General features: G+C 66.3%; 17 protein-coding genes. 10 read left to right on the forward strand and 7 right to left on the reverse strand.

Features of this window, described 5'->3' with window-relative positions:
- Nucleotides 1–5 precede the first annotated feature (5 nt).
- Complete coding sequence (locus FQU96_RS20020) at nucleotides 6–902, forward strand: LysR family transcriptional regulator (protein ID WP_146543104.1); 897 nt, start codon at nucleotides 6–8, stop codon at nucleotides 900–902.
- 9 nt (nucleotides 903–911) lie between these two features.
- Here the strand turns inward: FQU96_RS20020 and FQU96_RS20025 are convergent, their stop codons facing one another.
- Nucleotides 912–1,838 carry a LysR substrate-binding domain-containing protein gene (locus FQU96_RS20025; RefSeq protein WP_370461382.1) on the reverse strand — a complete coding sequence of 309 codons (927 nt, stop codon included), beginning with the start codon at nucleotides 1,836–1,838 and terminating at the stop codon, nucleotides 912–914.
- A 122-nt stretch (nucleotides 1,839–1,960) separates the two neighbouring features.
- Between FQU96_RS20025 and FQU96_RS20030 the strand changes: the two genes are divergently transcribed.
- Nucleotides 1,961–2,359 (forward strand): tautomerase family protein, encoded by a 399-nt coding sequence (locus FQU96_RS20030; RefSeq protein WP_146543106.1) that lies wholly within the window; start codon nucleotides 1,961–1,963, stop codon nucleotides 2,357–2,359.
- On the opposite strand, the gene FQU96_RS20035 is transcribed toward FQU96_RS20030, so the two are convergent.
- Together FQU96_RS20035 and FQU96_RS20040 are read right to left on the reverse strand one after the other, a co-directional pair.
- The gene (locus FQU96_RS20035; RefSeq protein ID WP_146543107.1) at nucleotides 2,334–2,936 is read right to left on the reverse strand and encodes a putative glycolipid-binding domain-containing protein; all 603 of its coding nucleotides are present in this window, start codon (nucleotides 2,934–2,936) and stop codon (nucleotides 2,334–2,336) included. The two genes, FQU96_RS20030 and FQU96_RS20035, sit on opposite strands and share 26 nt — an antisense overlap.
- Nucleotides 2,937–2,952: 16 nt before the next feature.
- Nucleotides 2,953–3,792, reverse strand: a complete 840-nt coding sequence (locus FQU96_RS20040; RefSeq protein WP_146543108.1) for a LysR family transcriptional regulator — start codon at nucleotides 3,790–3,792, stop codon at nucleotides 2,953–2,955.
- Nucleotides 3,793–3,926: 134 nt separating this feature from the next.
- Here FQU96_RS20040 and FQU96_RS20045 point away from each other — a divergent pair, with 134 nt between their 5' ends.
- Nucleotides 3,927–4,517 carry a cysteine hydrolase family protein gene (locus FQU96_RS20045; RefSeq protein WP_146543109.1) on the forward strand — a complete coding sequence of 197 codons (591 nt, stop codon included), beginning with the start codon at nucleotides 3,927–3,929 and terminating at the stop codon, nucleotides 4,515–4,517.
- Nucleotides 4,518–4,520: 3 nt separating this feature from the next.
- On the opposite strand, the gene FQU96_RS20050 is transcribed toward FQU96_RS20045, so the two are convergent.
- Complete coding sequence (locus FQU96_RS20050; protein WP_146543110.1) at nucleotides 4,521–5,033, reverse strand: DUF1772 domain-containing protein; 513 nt, start codon at nucleotides 5,031–5,033, stop codon at nucleotides 4,521–4,523.
- Nucleotides 5,034–5,767: 734 nt separating this feature from the next.
- Here FQU96_RS20050 and FQU96_RS20055 point away from each other — a divergent pair.
- The 6 genes from FQU96_RS20055 to FQU96_RS20080 all read left to right on the forward strand — a co-directional run bounded on the left by FQU96_RS20055 (nucleotide 5,768) and on the right by FQU96_RS20080 (nucleotide 10,994).
- Complete coding sequence (locus tag FQU96_RS20055; protein WP_146543111.1) at nucleotides 5,768–6,547, forward strand: ABC transporter ATP-binding protein; 780 nt, start codon at nucleotides 5,768–5,770, stop codon at nucleotides 6,545–6,547.
- Nucleotides 6,534–7,280, forward strand: a complete 747-nt coding sequence (locus tag FQU96_RS20060; RefSeq protein WP_146543112.1) for an ABC transporter ATP-binding protein — start codon at nucleotides 6,534–6,536, stop codon at nucleotides 7,278–7,280. The genes FQU96_RS20055 and FQU96_RS20060 overlap by 14 nt, the downstream gene beginning before the upstream one ends.
- A 10-nt stretch (nucleotides 7,281–7,290) precedes the next feature.
- Nucleotides 7,291–8,433: an ABC transporter substrate-binding protein gene (locus FQU96_RS20065; protein ID WP_178130601.1), complete on the forward strand. Its 1,143-nt coding sequence runs from the start codon at nucleotides 7,291–7,293 to the stop codon at nucleotides 8,431–8,433.
- 123 nt (nucleotides 8,434–8,556) lie between these two features.
- Nucleotides 8,557–9,468 (forward strand): branched-chain amino acid ABC transporter permease, encoded by a 912-nt coding sequence (locus FQU96_RS20070; protein WP_146543114.1) that lies wholly within the window; start codon nucleotides 8,557–8,559, stop codon nucleotides 9,466–9,468.
- Nucleotides 9,468–10,439 (forward strand): branched-chain amino acid ABC transporter permease, encoded by a 972-nt coding sequence (locus tag FQU96_RS20075; RefSeq protein WP_255468418.1) that lies wholly within the window; start codon nucleotides 9,468–9,470, stop codon nucleotides 10,437–10,439. Before FQU96_RS20070 ends, FQU96_RS20075 begins: the two co-directional genes overlap by 1 nt.
- A gap of 108 nt (nucleotides 10,440–10,547) precedes the next feature.
- A complete protein-coding gene (locus tag FQU96_RS20080) occupies nucleotides 10,548–10,994 on the forward strand; it encodes a hypothetical protein (RefSeq protein WP_146543115.1) in 447 nt (148 codons plus the stop codon).
- Between the two features lie 72 nt (nucleotides 10,995–11,066).
- Here the strand turns inward: FQU96_RS20080 and FQU96_RS20085 are convergent, their stop codons facing one another.
- On the reverse strand, nucleotides 11,067–11,990 hold the full coding sequence (locus tag FQU96_RS20085; RefSeq protein ID WP_146543116.1) for an aminotransferase class IV: 924 nt from the start codon (nucleotides 11,988–11,990) through the stop codon (nucleotides 11,067–11,069).
- 116 nt (nucleotides 11,991–12,106) lie between these two features.
- On the opposite strand from FQU96_RS20085, the gene FQU96_RS20090 reads away from it, so the two are divergent.
- Nucleotides 12,107–13,015, forward strand: coding sequence for a hydroxymethylglutaryl-CoA lyase (locus FQU96_RS20090; RefSeq protein ID WP_146543117.1), 909 nt, complete (start codon nucleotides 12,107–12,109; stop codon nucleotides 13,013–13,015).
- Nucleotides 13,016–13,049: 34 nt separating this feature from the next.
- On the opposite strand, the gene FQU96_RS20095 is transcribed toward FQU96_RS20090, so the two are convergent.
- The gene (locus FQU96_RS20095) at nucleotides 13,050–14,348 is read right to left on the reverse strand and encodes a TRAP transporter large permease (protein WP_146543118.1); all 1,299 of its coding nucleotides are present in this window, start codon (nucleotides 14,346–14,348) and stop codon (nucleotides 13,050–13,052) included.
- A complete protein-coding gene (locus FQU96_RS20100; protein ID WP_146543119.1) occupies nucleotides 14,345–14,881 on the reverse strand; it encodes a TRAP transporter small permease in 537 nt (178 codons plus the stop codon). The genes FQU96_RS20095 and FQU96_RS20100 overlap by 4 nt, the downstream gene beginning before the upstream one ends.
- Nucleotides 14,882–14,972 lie beyond the last annotated feature (91 nt).

A 14,972-nucleotide genomic window follows, 5' to 3' on the forward strand; every position in this document is an offset into this window, starting at 1 on the left:
CGAATATGGATCGTCTTACGAGCATGGCCGTGTTCGTCAAAGCCGTCGACCTGGGGTCGTTCGCGGCCGCCGCCGCGGCGCTCGATCTGTCCGGGCCGATGGTCGGCAAGCACGTGCGGTTTCTCGAAGAGCGCCTGGGCGTGCGCCTCATCAACCGGACCACGCGCCGCCAGAGTCTCACCGACGTCGGTCGTGCCTATTATGAACGCTGTCGGGCGGTGCTGACGGAAGCCGATGTTGCCGAGGCATTGGCGGCCGATCAACGCGCCGAACCCAGCGGCAGGCTGCGTGTCTCGATGCCCGTGCATTTCGGCCGCCGCTGCGTGAGCCCCGTCCTGTTGGCCCTGGCGCAGCGCTATCCCGCCCTGGAGCTGGATCTATCGTTCAACGACCGCATGGTCGATCTGGTGGAGGACGGCTTCGATCTGGTCATCCGGAGCGGCGATCTGGAGGACAGGGCCGGGGTGATCGCGCGGCGCGTGGCGCGTCAGCGCATGGTCGTCTGCGCATCGCCATCCTACCTCAAGAAGCATGGCCGACCGCGACAGGTCGATGATCTCGCCCGGCATGACGGCGTGATCTACCGCCAGTCAGGCCGTATCCGCCCGTGGCTGTTCCCGAGTCCTGATCAGCCGGTCGCGGTCACGCCCGTCAATCGGCTGCGGCTCGACGACCTCGATGCCATCGCCGACGTGGCGAGCGCCGGCATGGGGGTCGCCTGGTTGCCGTACTGGCTGGTGCGCGACCGTGTCCAGGCCGGCGCGCTTGTCCTGCTGCTGCCGAAGCAACCGGAATTCCTCTACGACTGCCACGCGCTCTGGCTGCAGACGCCGCACCTGCCCACGAAGGTGCGCCTTGCCGTCGACGCGCTGGCCGCTCGACTGCCCACGTTCATGGCGTGACGTTCGGGGTTAAAGGGCCAGCGCGGTCCGCGTCGTCGGTTGAGCGCCCGGGTCTTTGCCGGCGATCGCCTCGCGCACGGTTTGGACAACGATGGTGGCCAGCCGGGCGGCCGGCGGAGCGAGATCGGCGGTTGCCTGGTGCAGGGCCAGGGTGAGGCGGGGCAGGGGCGGCAGGCCCAACTCCCGCGGCGCCAGGGCGCGCACGCGTGGCGGCAACCCCAGCGGGGTGCGGATGCTGACTCCCAGCCCGGCCGCTGCGGCGGCCCACAACCCGCTGAGGTTGGGGCTGGTGAACGCCACCCGCCAGGGGATGCCGGCGCGATCGAGGGCTGCGGTGGCGGCCGTGCGGAACAGGCAAGGTGCCTCGAACGCCAGCAGCGGCAGCGGCGCGCTCTGCGGCTCCGTCCATGCCAGCTCTTCATCAGCAGGGCCGATCCAGCGCAACGGCAGTTCCGTGACGGTCTCGCCGTGGCCACCGCCATCGCGGCCGCCCCAGGCGAGGGCCAGGTCAAGGCGGCCGGCGCTGACGCGCTCCAGCAGGTCGGCATTGCGGGCAACCCTGGCTTCGATCTTGACCTTGGGGTGGGCGCGGGCGAAGCGTCCGAGGACTGCCGGCAACAGGGTTTCGCCGAAATCCTCCTGCAGGCCGAGCCGGATCCAGCCTTCCAGGTCCACGCCGCGCACCGCGGCGGCGGCTTCATCGTTGAGGTCCAGCAGGCGACGGGCATAGGCCAGCATCGTTTCGCCGGCGTCGGTCAGCGCCAACCCGCGGCCCGCCTTGCGCAGCACCGGTGCGCCGACCTGCTCCTCGAGCTTGCGCAGTTGGGCACTGACCGCCGACGTGGACCGGCCCAGCCGGTCGGCGGCTTTGGCGAAACTGCCCAGCTCCACCCCCAGGGCGAAGCTGCGCAGGACGTCCAGATCGAATGTGCGCATCAAAAATAGTCCTGATTTTTCGAACTATCAGTTTAATATTTCCTGATTTTCGGGATCATCATGCGCCCTTATATGAAGGCAGATCAAGGCCCGTACATCGGGCTCCACCAGAGGATCTCGCCATGCCCTTCGCCCGCATTTCGCTCCTGAAAGGCAAGTCGCCCGAGTACATCCGGGCCCTCTCCAACAGCGTCTATCAGGCCATGGTGGACGCGTTCGACGTGCCGGCCGACGACCGGTTCCAGGTCATCCACCAGCACGAGCCGGGTGAACTGGTGTTCGACCGTAACTACATGGGCGGTCCGCGCTCGGACGACTATGTCCTGATCTGCATCACGGCCGGCAAGCCGCGCAGCACCCCGGTCAAGCAGGCGTTCTACAAGCGCCTGGTCACGCTGCTGGAGCAGGCGCCGGGCATCCGGCCGCAGGACGTGATGGTGATCATCACCACGACCCAGTCCGAAGACTGGTCCTTCAGCGGCGGCGACGCCTGGATCAGGAACGCGCCGGTCGCGGCATAAGCGCCGGGCCGTCGGCGACACGACGCCAGACGCCGGCGTACTCGGTCGGCAGTCCGTCGGCATCGACGTCCACCAGCGCTTCGAAGCCGCTGGTAAGGCTGCGATAGCGGTAGCGCGTCTCGGCGGTTCGTTCGTAGGACTGCCGCGCCGGAACGATCTGAAGGCTCGGGAAGCGCACCCAGGCGGCGCGGATGAGCTGCGCGCCGCCGATCGCCAGCCGCAGCCGGTTGACCGGCAGGGCGTTGGTGGACGGGCTGACACCGAGGTCGACATCGGTGCAGCCGTCGAGATCGGGTGCCGGCTGGCCGCCCACCGTCCAATGGCCGGCCCCATCGTGAGTCAGCCGCAGGGTCCGGCGTTCGCCCTGGTGTGCCTGCTCGACGTCCACCGACTCTGTCTGCCACGCCGAATCGCAGGTGATCCGGTAGTCGATCCGCAGCGGCGCGCCGGCTTCGGCGATCAGCACGACTCCGCGCAATTCAGGGCCGGCGGCCGTGCGCTGCAACTGCGCGTGTTCGAAGCTCAGATCATCCATGATGCGCCGCCACATGATCTCGCGGCCTGATAGATCGGTCATCGTCGCACTCCGTCGGTTAGCGAAACGCCGCGAAACAACCGCGCAACCACGCAACGACGGCCTGCGCTGCCTGATCGCGCTTCAGATGGTTCTGCGCCAGGAGCCAGATCGGCCGCATCTCCCGCAGTCGCGTGGCGATGAGTGCCGGGTTGCTGCGCAGATCGGCACAGAGATACTCCGGCAGGATGCCCATGGCGTTGCCTGAGGCGACAAGGGCACGAATGATGCGGACGCGGTCGGTGACAAGGCGGGCCGTTCCCTGCAGGCCGGCGGCATCGAGGTGACGGCTCTCGGGGGTGAAGGCCAGGTCATCGGGGTAGGCGCACACGATCGGCGGGTTGCCATCGGCGCGATGGCTGGGCTTGAACGACCACAGCCGATACTCGCCGAGCTTGCTGATGGTGAAATCACCGCGTTGCGGTTGGCGCAGCCGCAACGCGAAGTCCGCCTCCCACCGGGAGAAATTGACGTTCTCACTCGCGGTGACCACCTGCAGCCGGATGCCCGGATGCTGGCGCAGGAAATCCCCGGTTTGCGGCGCCAGGATCTCTTCGGCCAGCGATGCCGTGGCGGCGATGCGGAAATTACCGCCAAGACCTTCCTGCGTCTGGCCGATGCGCCGGATTTCACCGATCTGCCGGGCGACGGTCTCGATGCGGTTGACGATCGCGGCGCCCGCCGATGTCGGTCGCCGCCTGCCATCGACGGCCTCGAACAAGGTCACGCCCAGGGTCTTCTGGGCCCGGGCGATGCGGCGGGCCACCGTCGTCTCGTCGATGCGCAGGCTGCTGGCGGCGGCCGCATACGTGCCGCCGTCGCGAACCGCGAGGATGATCCGCAGGTCGTCCCAGTTCATGGCCGTGATCCTAGGCGCGGCGCGGGTGGACCTGCAAGAATGCAGCCCACCGCCGCGAAGTCTCGGCGTGAATGCAGGACCAGGATCAGGCATTGCCGGATGGGCGTTGTCCTTTCCAGCACGGGAGTTCCGACATGGCCAAGACCCTTCTGCAGCTCGCCAATGCCGACCTCACGCCCGCCAAGGTGGGTGAGGCAGCTATCGTGCTGATCGACATCCAGAACGAATATCTCGAAGGGCCGATCGCGCTGCCCGACGCCCAGCCGGCGGTCGCGGCGGCGCGCCGCCTGCTTGATCTTGCCCGTCGCGCCAACGCCCCGATCTTCCACATCGCCCATCGTGGCCGGCCCGGGAGTCTGTTCGACCGCGAGGGCAAACGCGGCCAGATCGTCGACGAACTCGCACCACTCGCAGGCGAAGCGATCGTGGAGAAGGGACTGCCCAACAGCTTCGCCGACACCAACCTGCATGCGCTGCTGAGCGCGAGCGGCCGCAAGAACCTGATCATGGCCGGCTTCATGACCCACATGTGCGTCAGCTCGACGGCCCGCGTGGCCGTCGATCTCGGCTATCGCGTCACCATCGACGCGAGCGCCTGTGCGACCCGCGATCTGCCTGGCCTCGGCGGCAAGATCGTGCCTGCCCGGATCCTGCACGAGGTCGCGCTGACGGAATTGGCCGACCGCTTCGCCATCATCGCCAACGGCAGTCACGAATTGGCGTGAACGCTAATGTGCCCTGATCGCGACAGCGATGGTCAATGCGATCAGCCCAACCGCCGATAGACCCGCGCGCGCGACATGGGAATATTCCCAACGGTCGCGCAAACGGATCCACAGGCGCGCTGGATCTGTGTCCGGCTGCACAGGCCCTCGCCGCGATCCGAAAAAGCGGGCGCCGAGTGCCGGCAAGTCCTGATCCTTCAGCCAGAACCGGTTCACCGGATGCGTGACGATCCAGTACGTGGCGTGATTGGCGGCGAGCGCAGCAAGGCCGACCAGCGTCCATGCGAACGCAGGGACGTCGACCGGCGTTTGTAACAGAAGCGCGAGCGCGGCCATGATGCCCAGGCCTTCGGCCATGCCGCCAAATGTGAAGCCAGGGTAGTAGATCGGCTGCACGGCGCAGTAGGTCGCCTTGTCCAGCCGCAGCTTTCCGGGAAGCTCGAGCGCGTGTGCCAGGGCCAGCGACATGGTCACGGCCGCCAGGAAAATGCCGAGGACCTGCGTGATCAGCAACATGGGATTTCCCGAACTTTCCGGGATCAACAATATGATCGGCGCAAAGTTCCGCGACTGCCGGTCACGACTTGGACGTACCATGGCGAGAGGGTCGCGTGCCTCCATGCTGTCGGTGCAACCCAGATCTCTCCAAATGTTTCGAGCAGAGGAGGCCGGCGTGGACCCTGAACAGGGTTACGTCCCGTGCGTTGACAAAGCCGAAAGGAACAATCCGCCGTCTTTTGCGGGAGGATGAAGCGGCCGCTGACGTCCGCCGGTTGCGCCGCGTGGAGCCCTGCACTGATGCCAATGTCGATAGGGCGTCCTCGGCCGTGGATTTCCCGGAGCGTGTTCACGCGCGAGCCGGGGCGTGCCGAAGTATCTACTGACGGTTGTCCAAGGTGCCAGGGAGGTCTTGGCGGCGGCTGGCGCAGCGTCGCTGTCGTGGCCCAGGCCGCTTCTGTTCCTCCGTCACAACCGGAATGAACGAGATTGAGCGCTGGCGCTTTCAATGTCGATTTCAAGACTGTAATAGAGAGGTTCCAACTCCACCCTGCAGTTCGAACAATGTGTGGTGGTCGGCTCGCCTGACTCCGAAGGAGGCGGTGCGGTCGAACCTCGCGTTGTTTGCTGCATGAATTCGGACGTCCCGGCCGAAGAACTGCTCGAACATTGCCGCCACACTCAAACGCACAACATTCGCCACAAGGCGTCGTGTTCAGCGACGTCCCGCGCGGGAACCGGGGCGGTGCCCCATGAGCGCCGCGGCGCCGTTGCTGGAGGTACGTAATGTGGCGCGCCGCTACGGCGGTGTGACGGCGATCGCCAACGTCGACATGACCGTGGATGTCGGCGAGATCACCGGCGTGATCGGCCCGAACGGCGCTGGCAAGACGACCCTGTTCAACGTCATCAGCGGCTTCACGCCGCCGTCGGAAGGGCAGGTGTTCTGGAAGGGCAAGCCGATCGTGCGGCTGAGCACGCATCGTATCGCTCAGCTCGGCATCGGCCGCACGTTCCAGAACCTGCGTGTCTTTCCCAACATGACCGTGTTCGACAACGTCTGCGTCGGCGCATTGGGGCGCGTCGGGTTCCCCGCCTGGCGCGCGCTGATCCCGGGCGCAGGCCGGCCGCGCACGCAGGCGATCATCCGCAAGACGTGGGATGCGCTCGATACGGTCGGCCTTGCCGATCGCGCCGGCGAACTGGCGGCAAACCTGTCCTACGGTCGCCGGCGTTATCTCGAGATTGCGCGCGCGTTGGCGACGGCGCCCGAATTACTGATTCTCGATGAGCCTGCCGCCGGCCTCAACGACTCGGAGACCGCCGAACTGGCCGACCTGATTCGCCGGCTGAACGGCAGTGGTGCCACCATCCTGCTGGTCGAGCATGACATGACGTTGGTGATGGGCGTCTGTCATCGCGTTGTCGTACTGGCGGCCGGCCGCAAGATCGCCGACGGGCCACCGGCCGTCGTCCAGGAAGACGCCACCGTTCGTCAGGCCTACCTGGGAGCCAGCGATGACGGCGCTTGAGGTCCGCGATCTCCACCTGCCGATCGGCGGTCAGGAGATTCTCAAGGGCGTCAACGTGACGGTGGCGGCCGATGGTATCGTCTGCATTCTCGGCAGCAACGGGGTGGGCAAGACCACGCTGATGCGCACCATCGGCGGCGTCTATCGCAATGCGCAGGGCAGCGTGCGTGTCGCCGGCGTGGATATTACCAACCGGCCGCCGCACGAGATCGTGCGCGCCGGCGTTTCGCAGGCGCCCGAGGGCCGCCACATCTTCGGCTCCATGACGGTCGAGGAGAACCTGCGCATCGGCGCGCTCTCGCGCCCGGCAGGCGAGCTGCGTCAGAACGTCGATCGCGTCTGCAGCCTGTTTCCGATCCTGCGCGAGCGTCTGCGCCAGAAGGGCGGTTCGCTGTCGGGCGGCGAGCAGCAGATGCTGTGCATCGGCCGGGCGCTGATGGCGGGGCCGAAGCTCCTGATGCTCGACGAACCATCGCTGGGCCTGGCGCCCATGGTCGTGCGCACGATCTTCGCCCTGCTGGAGGAGATCAGGCGCAGCGGCACGGCGATCCTGCTGGTCGAGCAGAACGCCAACGCAGCCCTGCGCATCGCCGATTACGCCTACGTGATGGAAGGTGGGCGCATCCAGCTCGAAGGCGCGCCGGCCGATCTGAAGGCCGACGAAAGAATCGTCGCGGCCTATCTGGGAGGCCAGTCTCAGCGCACGCCAGCACCAGGCGATGCGCCGGCATAGGAGGAGAGTGATGCACTTGGGGAAGAAGATACTCGTGGCCGCCGGACTGGTCCTGGCGACGATCGGGGCCGGCAATGCCGTAGCCCAGGACAAGACCTATACGATCGGCTGCTCGCTGCCGCTGTCGGGCCGGCTGGTCGGCTTCGGCGAGCCGATCAAGCGCGGCATGGACCTCGCCATCGAGCACTACAACGAGCGCAAGACGATCGCCGGTGCCCGCTTCGAACTCGCCTGCAACGACAGCAAGGGCGATGCGAAGGAGACCGTGAACATCGGCCAGAAACTGGCGGATAACGCCGCCGTGCTGGCCTCGATCAGCGATTTCAGCTCGACCGCCACCATGGCTGCGGCCGAGACCTACAGCAAGGCCGGCCTGGTGCAGATCACGCCGTCGGCGTCGCATCCCGAGCTCACGAAGGTGAACAAGTGGATGTTCCGCGCCAGCGAGACGGTGCCGGTCTATGTGCAGCCCATGGCCGACTTTGCCGTCAAGACCCTCGGCAAGAAGAAGGTCGCCGTCATCCAGGTGCAGACCGACTGGGGCGTCAGTGTCGGCAACACCTTCATTGCCCATCTGAAGAAGATCGGCGGCGAGCTCACCACGCATGAGATCTACAACGAGGGCACGACCGATTTCCGCGGCGTGCTCAACAAGCTGCGCCGCTCACCGCCGGATGCGATCTACATCGCCATGCTGGAAGAGGAGGCTGCCAACTTCATGAAGCAGCGCAAGCAGCTGGGCATGACCGCCATCCCCGTCGTCGATTCTGGCGTCGGGTTGACCCAGCGCTCGCTGAAGCTTGCCGACGATGCCTTCGAGGGCATGTACTCCATGAGCATCTTCAACCCGACGCGCGACACCGCCGAGGTGAAGGCCTTCGTGAAGGAGTTCGAGGCGAAGTACGGCAAGATCCCCGACGTCTGGTCGGCCTACGGCTACGACGCCGCGTCGCTGGTCATGAATGCCATCGGCAAAGCCGGCCCGTCACCGACTCGGGCGGCGGTGCGCGATGCACTGGCCGCGACCGGACGCTATTCGGGCGCCAACGGGCCGATGTCGATTGATCCCGAGACGCGCGAAGTCGTGCGCGACGAAGTCACCAAGGTCCAGGTCAAGGACGGCAAGGTGACGTTCCTGCCTGCCAAGCAGTAACCGCTGCCTGTCAGCCCGAGCGCAGCGAGGGATCCAGGCCTTGCGTTGCCGGACCCTCGCATCACTCGGGATGACAGCGGCGCTGCGGTGACATCAACGTAGAACAATCGTGACGGGGTGATCATGGATGCCGTCCTGCTGCAGGGCATCGTCAACGGCCTGAGCCTCGGCCTGTGCTATGCGCTGATCGCCATCGGTTTCACGTTGATCTTCGGCGTGCTCAACGCCGTGAACTTCGCGCATTCCGAAGTCTACATGCTGGGCGCCTTCGCCGGGCTGGTCATCATCCAGGCCTTCGCCCCGCCGTTCCTGGCCGTGGTGTTCGCGGTCGCCGCGGTCGGTGCGCTGCTGGGCTTCGGCCTGGAGCGCATCGCGTTCCGGCCGTTGCGGCGCGCGCGCGACGAGGCGTCCCTGAAGTCGCGGGCGCTGCGCGAAGCCACGCTGATGTCGTCGCTGGCCGTTGGCATCCTGGTGCGCGAGTTCGCCGAACTGCGCTTCGGCGGCGATATGCAGCCCATTCCCTCGGGCGCCATGCTGAACACGCCGATCGCGCTGGGGCCCGTCATCCTGACCACGGGCGACTTCTACATCTTCGGCATGGCGGCGGCGATGTTGCTGCTGCTGCAGTTCCTGCTCTATCGCACCAAGATCGGCCTCTCGATCCGGGCGCTGTCGGACGATCTGATCGGGGCGCTCTATGTCGGCATCAACACCGACCGGGTGATCGTCTGGACCTTCATGATCGGCTCCTCGTTCGGCGCCCTGGCGGGCCTGATGGTGGGCCTGTACTACGGAACGATCTTTCCCTACATGGGCTTCGCGCCGACCTTGAAGGCGTTCATCGCCATGCTGATGGGCGGCCTCAACAACATTCCCGGCGCCGTGCTGTGCGCGCTGCTGATCGGGCTCAGCGAAAGCTTGGCGCCGGAGATCATGCCGACGCGTTGGGTCGACCTGATCGCCTACGTGTTCCTGCTGGTGACCCTGATCTTCTTCCCGGCCGGTATCTTCGGCCGCAAGGCGGAGCGCGTCTGATGGCCGCCATCCTCGCCCGCGCGCGACCCTACGGGGTTGTCATCCTGCTGGCGTTCGTGCTGGGCGTCGTGCCGGCGCTGCTGGCCGCGGTCAACCTCGGCTATCCTTTCCGCCTGGCCCAGCTGACGATGATCTTCATCATCCTCGCGGCCAGCCTCAACCTGGTCTCCGGCGTCGCCGGCCTGCTGTCGCTGGGCCACGCGGCATTCTACGGCGTGGGCGCCTATACGGCGGCACTGCTGTCGGCGCGCTTCGGTACCGATCTGGTGGTCAACCTGGTAGCCAGCGCCGCCGTTGCCGGCGGTATCGGTTTCCTCGTCGCTATCCCCACGATCCGCCTGGTCAAGATCTTCTTCGCCGTCGCCACCTTAAGCGTCGGTGAGATCATCATCCTGGTGATCACCAACTGGTATGACCTGACACGCGGTCCGATGGGGGTGCGCGATATCCCCGGCTTCGTCGTGCTGGGCATGGATCTCGGCAGCCCGCTGCGGTCCTACTATGTCGTGGCGGTTGTCACCCTGGTATGCATCTGGATCGTGCACCGGCTCAGCCACACGGTGTATGGCAATGCGTTGCGCGCCCTGCGCGAGGACGATCAGGCCGCCGGCGCGATGGGCCTGAACGTCGGCATGATGAAACTGGTGATCTTCGCCATCAGCACGGCACTGGCCGGTGTCGCCGGCGCGCTGTTGGCGCACAGCACCAACTTCATCAGCCCCGACATGTTCCGCCTGCCCGAGTCAATTCTGATCCTGACCATGGTGGTGGTGGGTGGCCTGGGCAGCCTGCCGGGCGCCGTCCTCGGCGCCATCGTCCTCATCATCCTGCCGGAACTGGGCCGTGACTTCGGCCAGCTGCGCATGGTGCTGGTCGGTGCCGTGCTGTTCCTGTCGATCCTGCTGATGCCGAAAGGCCTCATCGGCGAGGTCACCGCCTTCGACCTGCTGCGCGGCAAGCCAAGCCGCTGAAGCGGTCTAGGGCAGGGTTCACGCGGTAGCGACATGGGGGGCGCTGTGAGTGTACAATGCACCAGAAGGTCGCACATGCTGCCGTGAATGAGCATTGAGAGTGGAAGCATGCGCCGCGCGATCGTTCGTTCGGTATCTGCCGTGCTCAGTCTGTTTGCTGGTGGGGCCAAGGCCATTGACCTTTCCACGCCAGAAAAGGCCGTGGCGTCCTTCTACGGAGCCTATGCACGGCAAAATGTTGACGAGGTTGTTGCTGCTCGAGATTTTGAATTTGAGGCCCGCGAGCAGCTTGGTTCCGCGGCAGACGATGAAGTTGTAAGGCAAACGGCCCGTCGCCTGGAAGCTGATTTCAGGGAAGAAATTCGATCCAGGGGCTTCCCAAAGGGTTCGCCGTCCAACTGCCATGCTATCAGCCACCGGATGCTGCGGCATGATTTGGTGCAGGTCTTTTGGGAATGCCCGGGTCCGGGCAACGGCAGCGTCTTCGTCCCAATTTACGCAGCGAGGAACGAGACTGGGTGGCGTGTCGCGTTGTTGCGCCGGCCGCCAAGGTAGTTGCCGGGAAACCTTAGGGGACCGAAGCCGACGGCACATCATTCGGCTGACTTCGGTCCGGTCAACGAGCGGCTACAGCCGGTCCAGGTACTGCTTCACGAAATCGCAGCCCACGGCGGCGATATAGGCGTCGGTCAGGCGCTGGGTGATGGGGCCGGGGACCTTGCCGTCGCCGACCTTCTGGCCGTTGAAGCTGCGCACCGGCAGGATGCACAGGCTGGTCGAGGTCAGGAAGATCTCATCGGCGTTGGCGGCATCGAACAGGTCGATGTCGCGCTCCTCGCAGGGAATGCTCAGCCGGGCGGCAAGGTCCATGGTCATCTGACGGCTGACGCCGGGCAGAACGTACTTCTCGCGCGGCGTCTGCAGGCGGCCGTCGCGCACGACGAAGATGTTGCTGCCCAGTCCCTCGGCCAGGTTGCCGTTGACGTCCAACAGCACGGCCCAGGCATTGGGATTCGCGGTCTTCACCGGCTGCTCGGCCACGATCATGTTGAGGTAGTTGTGGGTCTTGGCGCGCGGGCTCAGCATGTCGGGCGCCGTGCGGCGCACCGGCGGGATGACGACGTCGGCGCCGTCGCGGAAGTGGCGGGCGCGTTCCTTCAGCGGCAGCGGGATCACCTCGACGACGACGTTCGGCCCGGTGTGTTCCCAGCCTTCGTCGCCCACGGCATCGACGCCGCGGCTGACGCGCTGGCCGACCCACCAGTCGCCGTGCTGCCCGCGCAGGTGCTCGTTGCGGGCCACGATCTCCTCGCTGACGGCCAGCATTTCCTTGGGCGACACGCCGGGATCGATCTGAAGATAGCGCAGCGAGCGATAGAAGCGGTCGATGTGCTCCTTCAGCCGGAACGGCTTGCCCTCGAAGGTACGGGTCATGTCGAAGGCGCCGTCGCCGTACTTCCAGCTGCGGTCGCGAAACGGGATCATGACCTGGGCTTCGGGCATGAAGGTGCCGTTGAACCAGGCGACGCGTGTATTCGACAGGGCAGTCATGATGCGCTCCGGGTGACTTCAGGCGTTTCCTGGGCCAAGCTAGCGCAGATCGGCCGGCACAGCTACGCGATGTGCCATGCGCTGTCGTCGTAGCCAGAATGCGGAGTACTTGAATCATGAACCTGCCCAAGCGCGTGCGACTGGTCGAGGTGGGCCCGCGTGATGGCCTGCAGAACGAAGCCAAGCCGGTACCGGTCGAGGTCAAGGTCGCGCTGATCGACCGGCTGACGGCGGCGGGTCACACGGCCGTCGAATCCGGCAGCTTCGTGTCACCCAAATGGGTGCCGCAGATGGCCAGCACCGATGCGGTGATGGCGCAGATCAAGCGCAAGCCGGGCGTGTCCTATCCCGTGCTGGTGCCCAACAAGCAGGGCATGAACGGCGCCATCGAGGCCAAGTGCGAGGAGGTGGCGGTCTTCACGGCCGCGTCCGAGGCCTTCTGCCGCAAGAACACCAACTGCTCGATCGACGAGAGTTTCGAGCGCTTCGCGCCGGTGATCGAGGCGGCGCAGAAACACGGCATGCGGGTGCGCGGCTACATCTCGACCGTGATCGCCTGTCCGTATGACGGTGACGTCGCGCCGGCGACGGTGGCGGACCTGGCCGAACGGCTGTTGCGCATGGGTTGCTACGAGATCTCGCTGGGGGACACGATCGGCGTCGCCACGCCGGCCAAGTGCGTGGCCATGGTCGATGCGGTGGCCCAGCGCGTGCCGCGCGAGAAGCTCGCGGCGCACTTCCACGACACCTACGGCCAGTCGCTGGCCAACATCCTGGCGGTGATGGAGCGCGGCATCACTGTGTTCGATACCGCCGTCGCCGGCCTGGGCGGCTGTCCCTACGCCAAGGGCGCGTCCGGCAATGTCGGCACCGAGGACGTGATCTACATGCTGAACGGACTGGACGTCACGCACGGCGTCGATCTCGACGCCATTGCCGACACCGGCCGCTTCATCTGCGCCGCCCTGGGGCGTGAGCCGGCCTCCAAGGTGGCCCAGGCGCTGAAGGCCAAGTGCGCGGCGTGATGTGACCTCTCCCCACCGGGAAGAGGTGAATACCTCACTGGCCGAACATGGTGCCGGGCAGCCAGGTGGCGATGCCCGGCACGGCGATGATCAGCAGCATGAACAGGCCCATCATCACCATGTAGGGGATCGCGGCGCGGTCGATGTCCTTGAGCGGCGCGCCGGTGATCGACTTGATGACGACCAGGTTCATCGCCACCGGCGGCGAGATCAGCGCCAGCTCCAGGTTGATGGTCAGCAGCACCCCGTACCACACCGGCTCGATGCCCAGCGCCTTTAGCACCGGCAGCACGATCGGCGTGGTGATCAGAATGATGGAGATCGACTCCAGCACCAGCCCCAGCACGAAGATCAGGGCCATCATGGCGATCAGGAACGGGTATTTGCCGATATCGTGCCGGACGACCAGCTCGACCAGCTCCTGGGGGATGCGCAGCTTGGTCAGCATGTAGCCGAACAGGGCGGCGCCGATGATGATCATGAACAGCATCGCCGTGGTGCGGGCGGCTTCCTGGGCGCCGGCCCACAGGTCACGCCAGCCCAGGGTCTTGTAGATGACGGCCGCGATCAGCAAGGCCCACAGCGCCCCGGTACCGGCCGCCTCGGTAGCGGTGAAGACGCCGAAATAAATGCCCAACAGCACGAAAGGCGGCAGGGTCAGAGCCCAGAACGAGCGGCGCAGCGCAGTGCCCATCTCGGGACCGCTGGCGCGCGCCGGCCGGACGTAGGCCGGGCCCAGTCGGCGCTCGCGGCGCCCTTCGGTCACCATGCAGTACACGGCGAAGATCGCCGCCAGCAGCAAGCCGGGCACGACACCGGCCATGAACAAGGCGCCGATCGAGGTGTCGGACACGAAGCCGTAGAGCACCATGGGCGCCGAGGGCGGGATCAGGATCCCCAGGGTGCCGCCGCCGGCGACGACACCATAGGCGCCCAGCCGGTCGTAGTTGTAGCGCAGCATCTGCGGGATCGCGACCTTGCCGACGGTCAGCGCGGTGGCGACGCTGGAGCCCGAGATGGCGGCGAAGACGGCGCAGGCGAACACCGTGGCAATGCCCAGGCCGCCCGGCAGGTGGCGCACCAGGGTATGGGCGGTGTCGTACAGGTCGTCGACGACCTTGCCGCGCACCATGAAGTGCGCCATCAGCATGAACAGCGGGATGGCGACCAGCAGGTAGACGTTGAGCTTCTCGAAGACGAACTCGCCCAGCGTGCCGACATTGCCGAAGAAGTAGAGCAGGACGGCGCCGGAAAACAGGAACATGCCCGAAAACATCGGGATTCCCGTGTAGAGCAGCGCCAGCAGGAGCAGCAGGACGATGACGAAGGTCACTCGTGCCGTCCCGGTCCGCCGGCTTCCGTTTCGACCGGGGGCAGTCCCGCCGCCCAGCGCAGGAGCTGGGCCAGCGCCACCACCAGCATCAGGCCGGCGCCGATCGGCACCAGGGCCTGGATCGCCCACAGCGGCACGTCGGGCAGGGCATTCGATTTCACCCCCATCATGACCGTGAAGCGGACAGTCTCGACGCCCTCGTAGATCAAGACCGCGCAGACGACCGCCACCGACAGGGCGCCCAGGCCCAGCACGGCGTTGCGCCGGGCGCCCGTCCAGCGGTCGACCAGCCAGTCGACGCCGATATGCTCGCCGCGACGCTGGGCTTCGGCCACCGCGAACATCACGGTGGCCACGACCAGCCAGCCGACGACTTCATCGCTCCACGCCTGGGGCCGGTCGAAGAAGTACCGGGCGGCCACGGCGACGCTCACCAGCGCCAGGCAGCCCAGGCAGGCCGCGGCCGCCAATCCCTGCGCCAGGCGCGCAATCACCGCCGCCAGCCGGTCCACCGCCAACACGAACCGGCGCATGTCAGCGGGGAGCGCGGGCGTCCCGCCCGCATTCGCCTGTAGCGCGACCAGAGGGCGACGCGTTCATCCCTCGGCGCTGACGCGCCGATGC

Source organism: Reyranella sp. CPCC 100927 (genome assembly GCF_007859315.1).
In the GTDB taxonomy this organism is placed as follows: Bacteria; Pseudomonadota; Alphaproteobacteria; order Reyranellales; family Reyranellaceae; genus Vineibacter.

What these genes read in the sequence shown, in the direction of transcription:
- FQU96_RS20035 (WP_146543107.1), bottom strand. Translation starts at nt 2,936, where the DNA reads ATGACCGATCTATCAGGCCGCGAGATCATGTGGCGGCGCATCATGGAT.
- FQU96_RS20050 (WP_146543110.1), bottom strand. Translation starts at nt 5,033, where the DNA reads ATGTTGCTGATCACGCAGGTCCTCGGCATTTTCCTGGCGGCCGTGACC.
- FQU96_RS20080 (WP_146543115.1), top strand. Translation starts at nt 10,548, where the DNA reads ATGCGCCGCGCGATCGTTCGTTCGGTATCTGCCGTGCTCAGTCTGTTT.
- FQU96_RS20100 (WP_146543119.1), bottom strand. Translation starts at nt 14,881, where the DNA reads ATGCGCCGGTTCGTGTTGGCGGTGGACCGGCTGGCGGCGGTGATTGCG.
- FQU96_RS20060 (WP_146543112.1), top strand. Translation starts at nt 6,534, where the DNA reads ATGACGGCGCTTGAGGTCCGCGATCTCCACCTGCCGATCGGCGGTCAG.
- FQU96_RS20085 (WP_146543116.1), bottom strand. Translation starts at nt 11,990, where the DNA reads ATGACTGCCCTGTCGAATACACGCGTCGCCTGGTTCAACGGCACCTTC.
- FQU96_RS20025 (WP_370461382.1), bottom strand. Translation starts at nt 1,838, where the DNA reads ATGCGCACATTCGATCTGGACGTCCTGCGCAGCTTCGCCCTGGGGGTG.
- FQU96_RS20040 (WP_146543108.1), bottom strand. Translation starts at nt 3,792, where the DNA reads ATGAACTGGGACGACCTGCGGATCATCCTCGCGGTTCGCGACGGCGGC.
- FQU96_RS20075 (WP_255468418.1), top strand. Translation starts at nt 9,468, where the DNA reads ATGGCCGCCATCCTCGCCCGCGCGCGACCCTACGGGGTTGTCATCCTG.
- FQU96_RS20090 (WP_146543117.1), top strand. Translation starts at nt 12,107, where the DNA reads ATGAACCTGCCCAAGCGCGTGCGACTGGTCGAGGTGGGCCCGCGTGAT.
- FQU96_RS20055 (WP_146543111.1), top strand. Translation starts at nt 5,768, where the DNA reads ATGAGCGCCGCGGCGCCGTTGCTGGAGGTACGTAATGTGGCGCGCCGC.
- FQU96_RS20045 (WP_146543109.1), top strand. Translation starts at nt 3,927, where the DNA reads ATGGCCAAGACCCTTCTGCAGCTCGCCAATGCCGACCTCACGCCCGCC.
- FQU96_RS20030 (WP_146543106.1), top strand. Translation starts at nt 1,961, where the DNA reads ATGCCCTTCGCCCGCATTTCGCTCCTGAAAGGCAAGTCGCCCGAGTAC.
- FQU96_RS20065 (WP_178130601.1), top strand. Translation starts at nt 7,291, where the DNA reads ATGCACTTGGGGAAGAAGATACTCGTGGCCGCCGGACTGGTCCTGGCG.
- FQU96_RS20070 (WP_146543114.1), top strand. Translation starts at nt 8,557, where the DNA reads ATGGATGCCGTCCTGCTGCAGGGCATCGTCAACGGCCTGAGCCTCGGC.
- FQU96_RS20020 (WP_146543104.1), top strand. Translation starts at nt 6, where the DNA reads ATGGATCGTCTTACGAGCATGGCCGTGTTCGTCAAAGCCGTCGACCTG.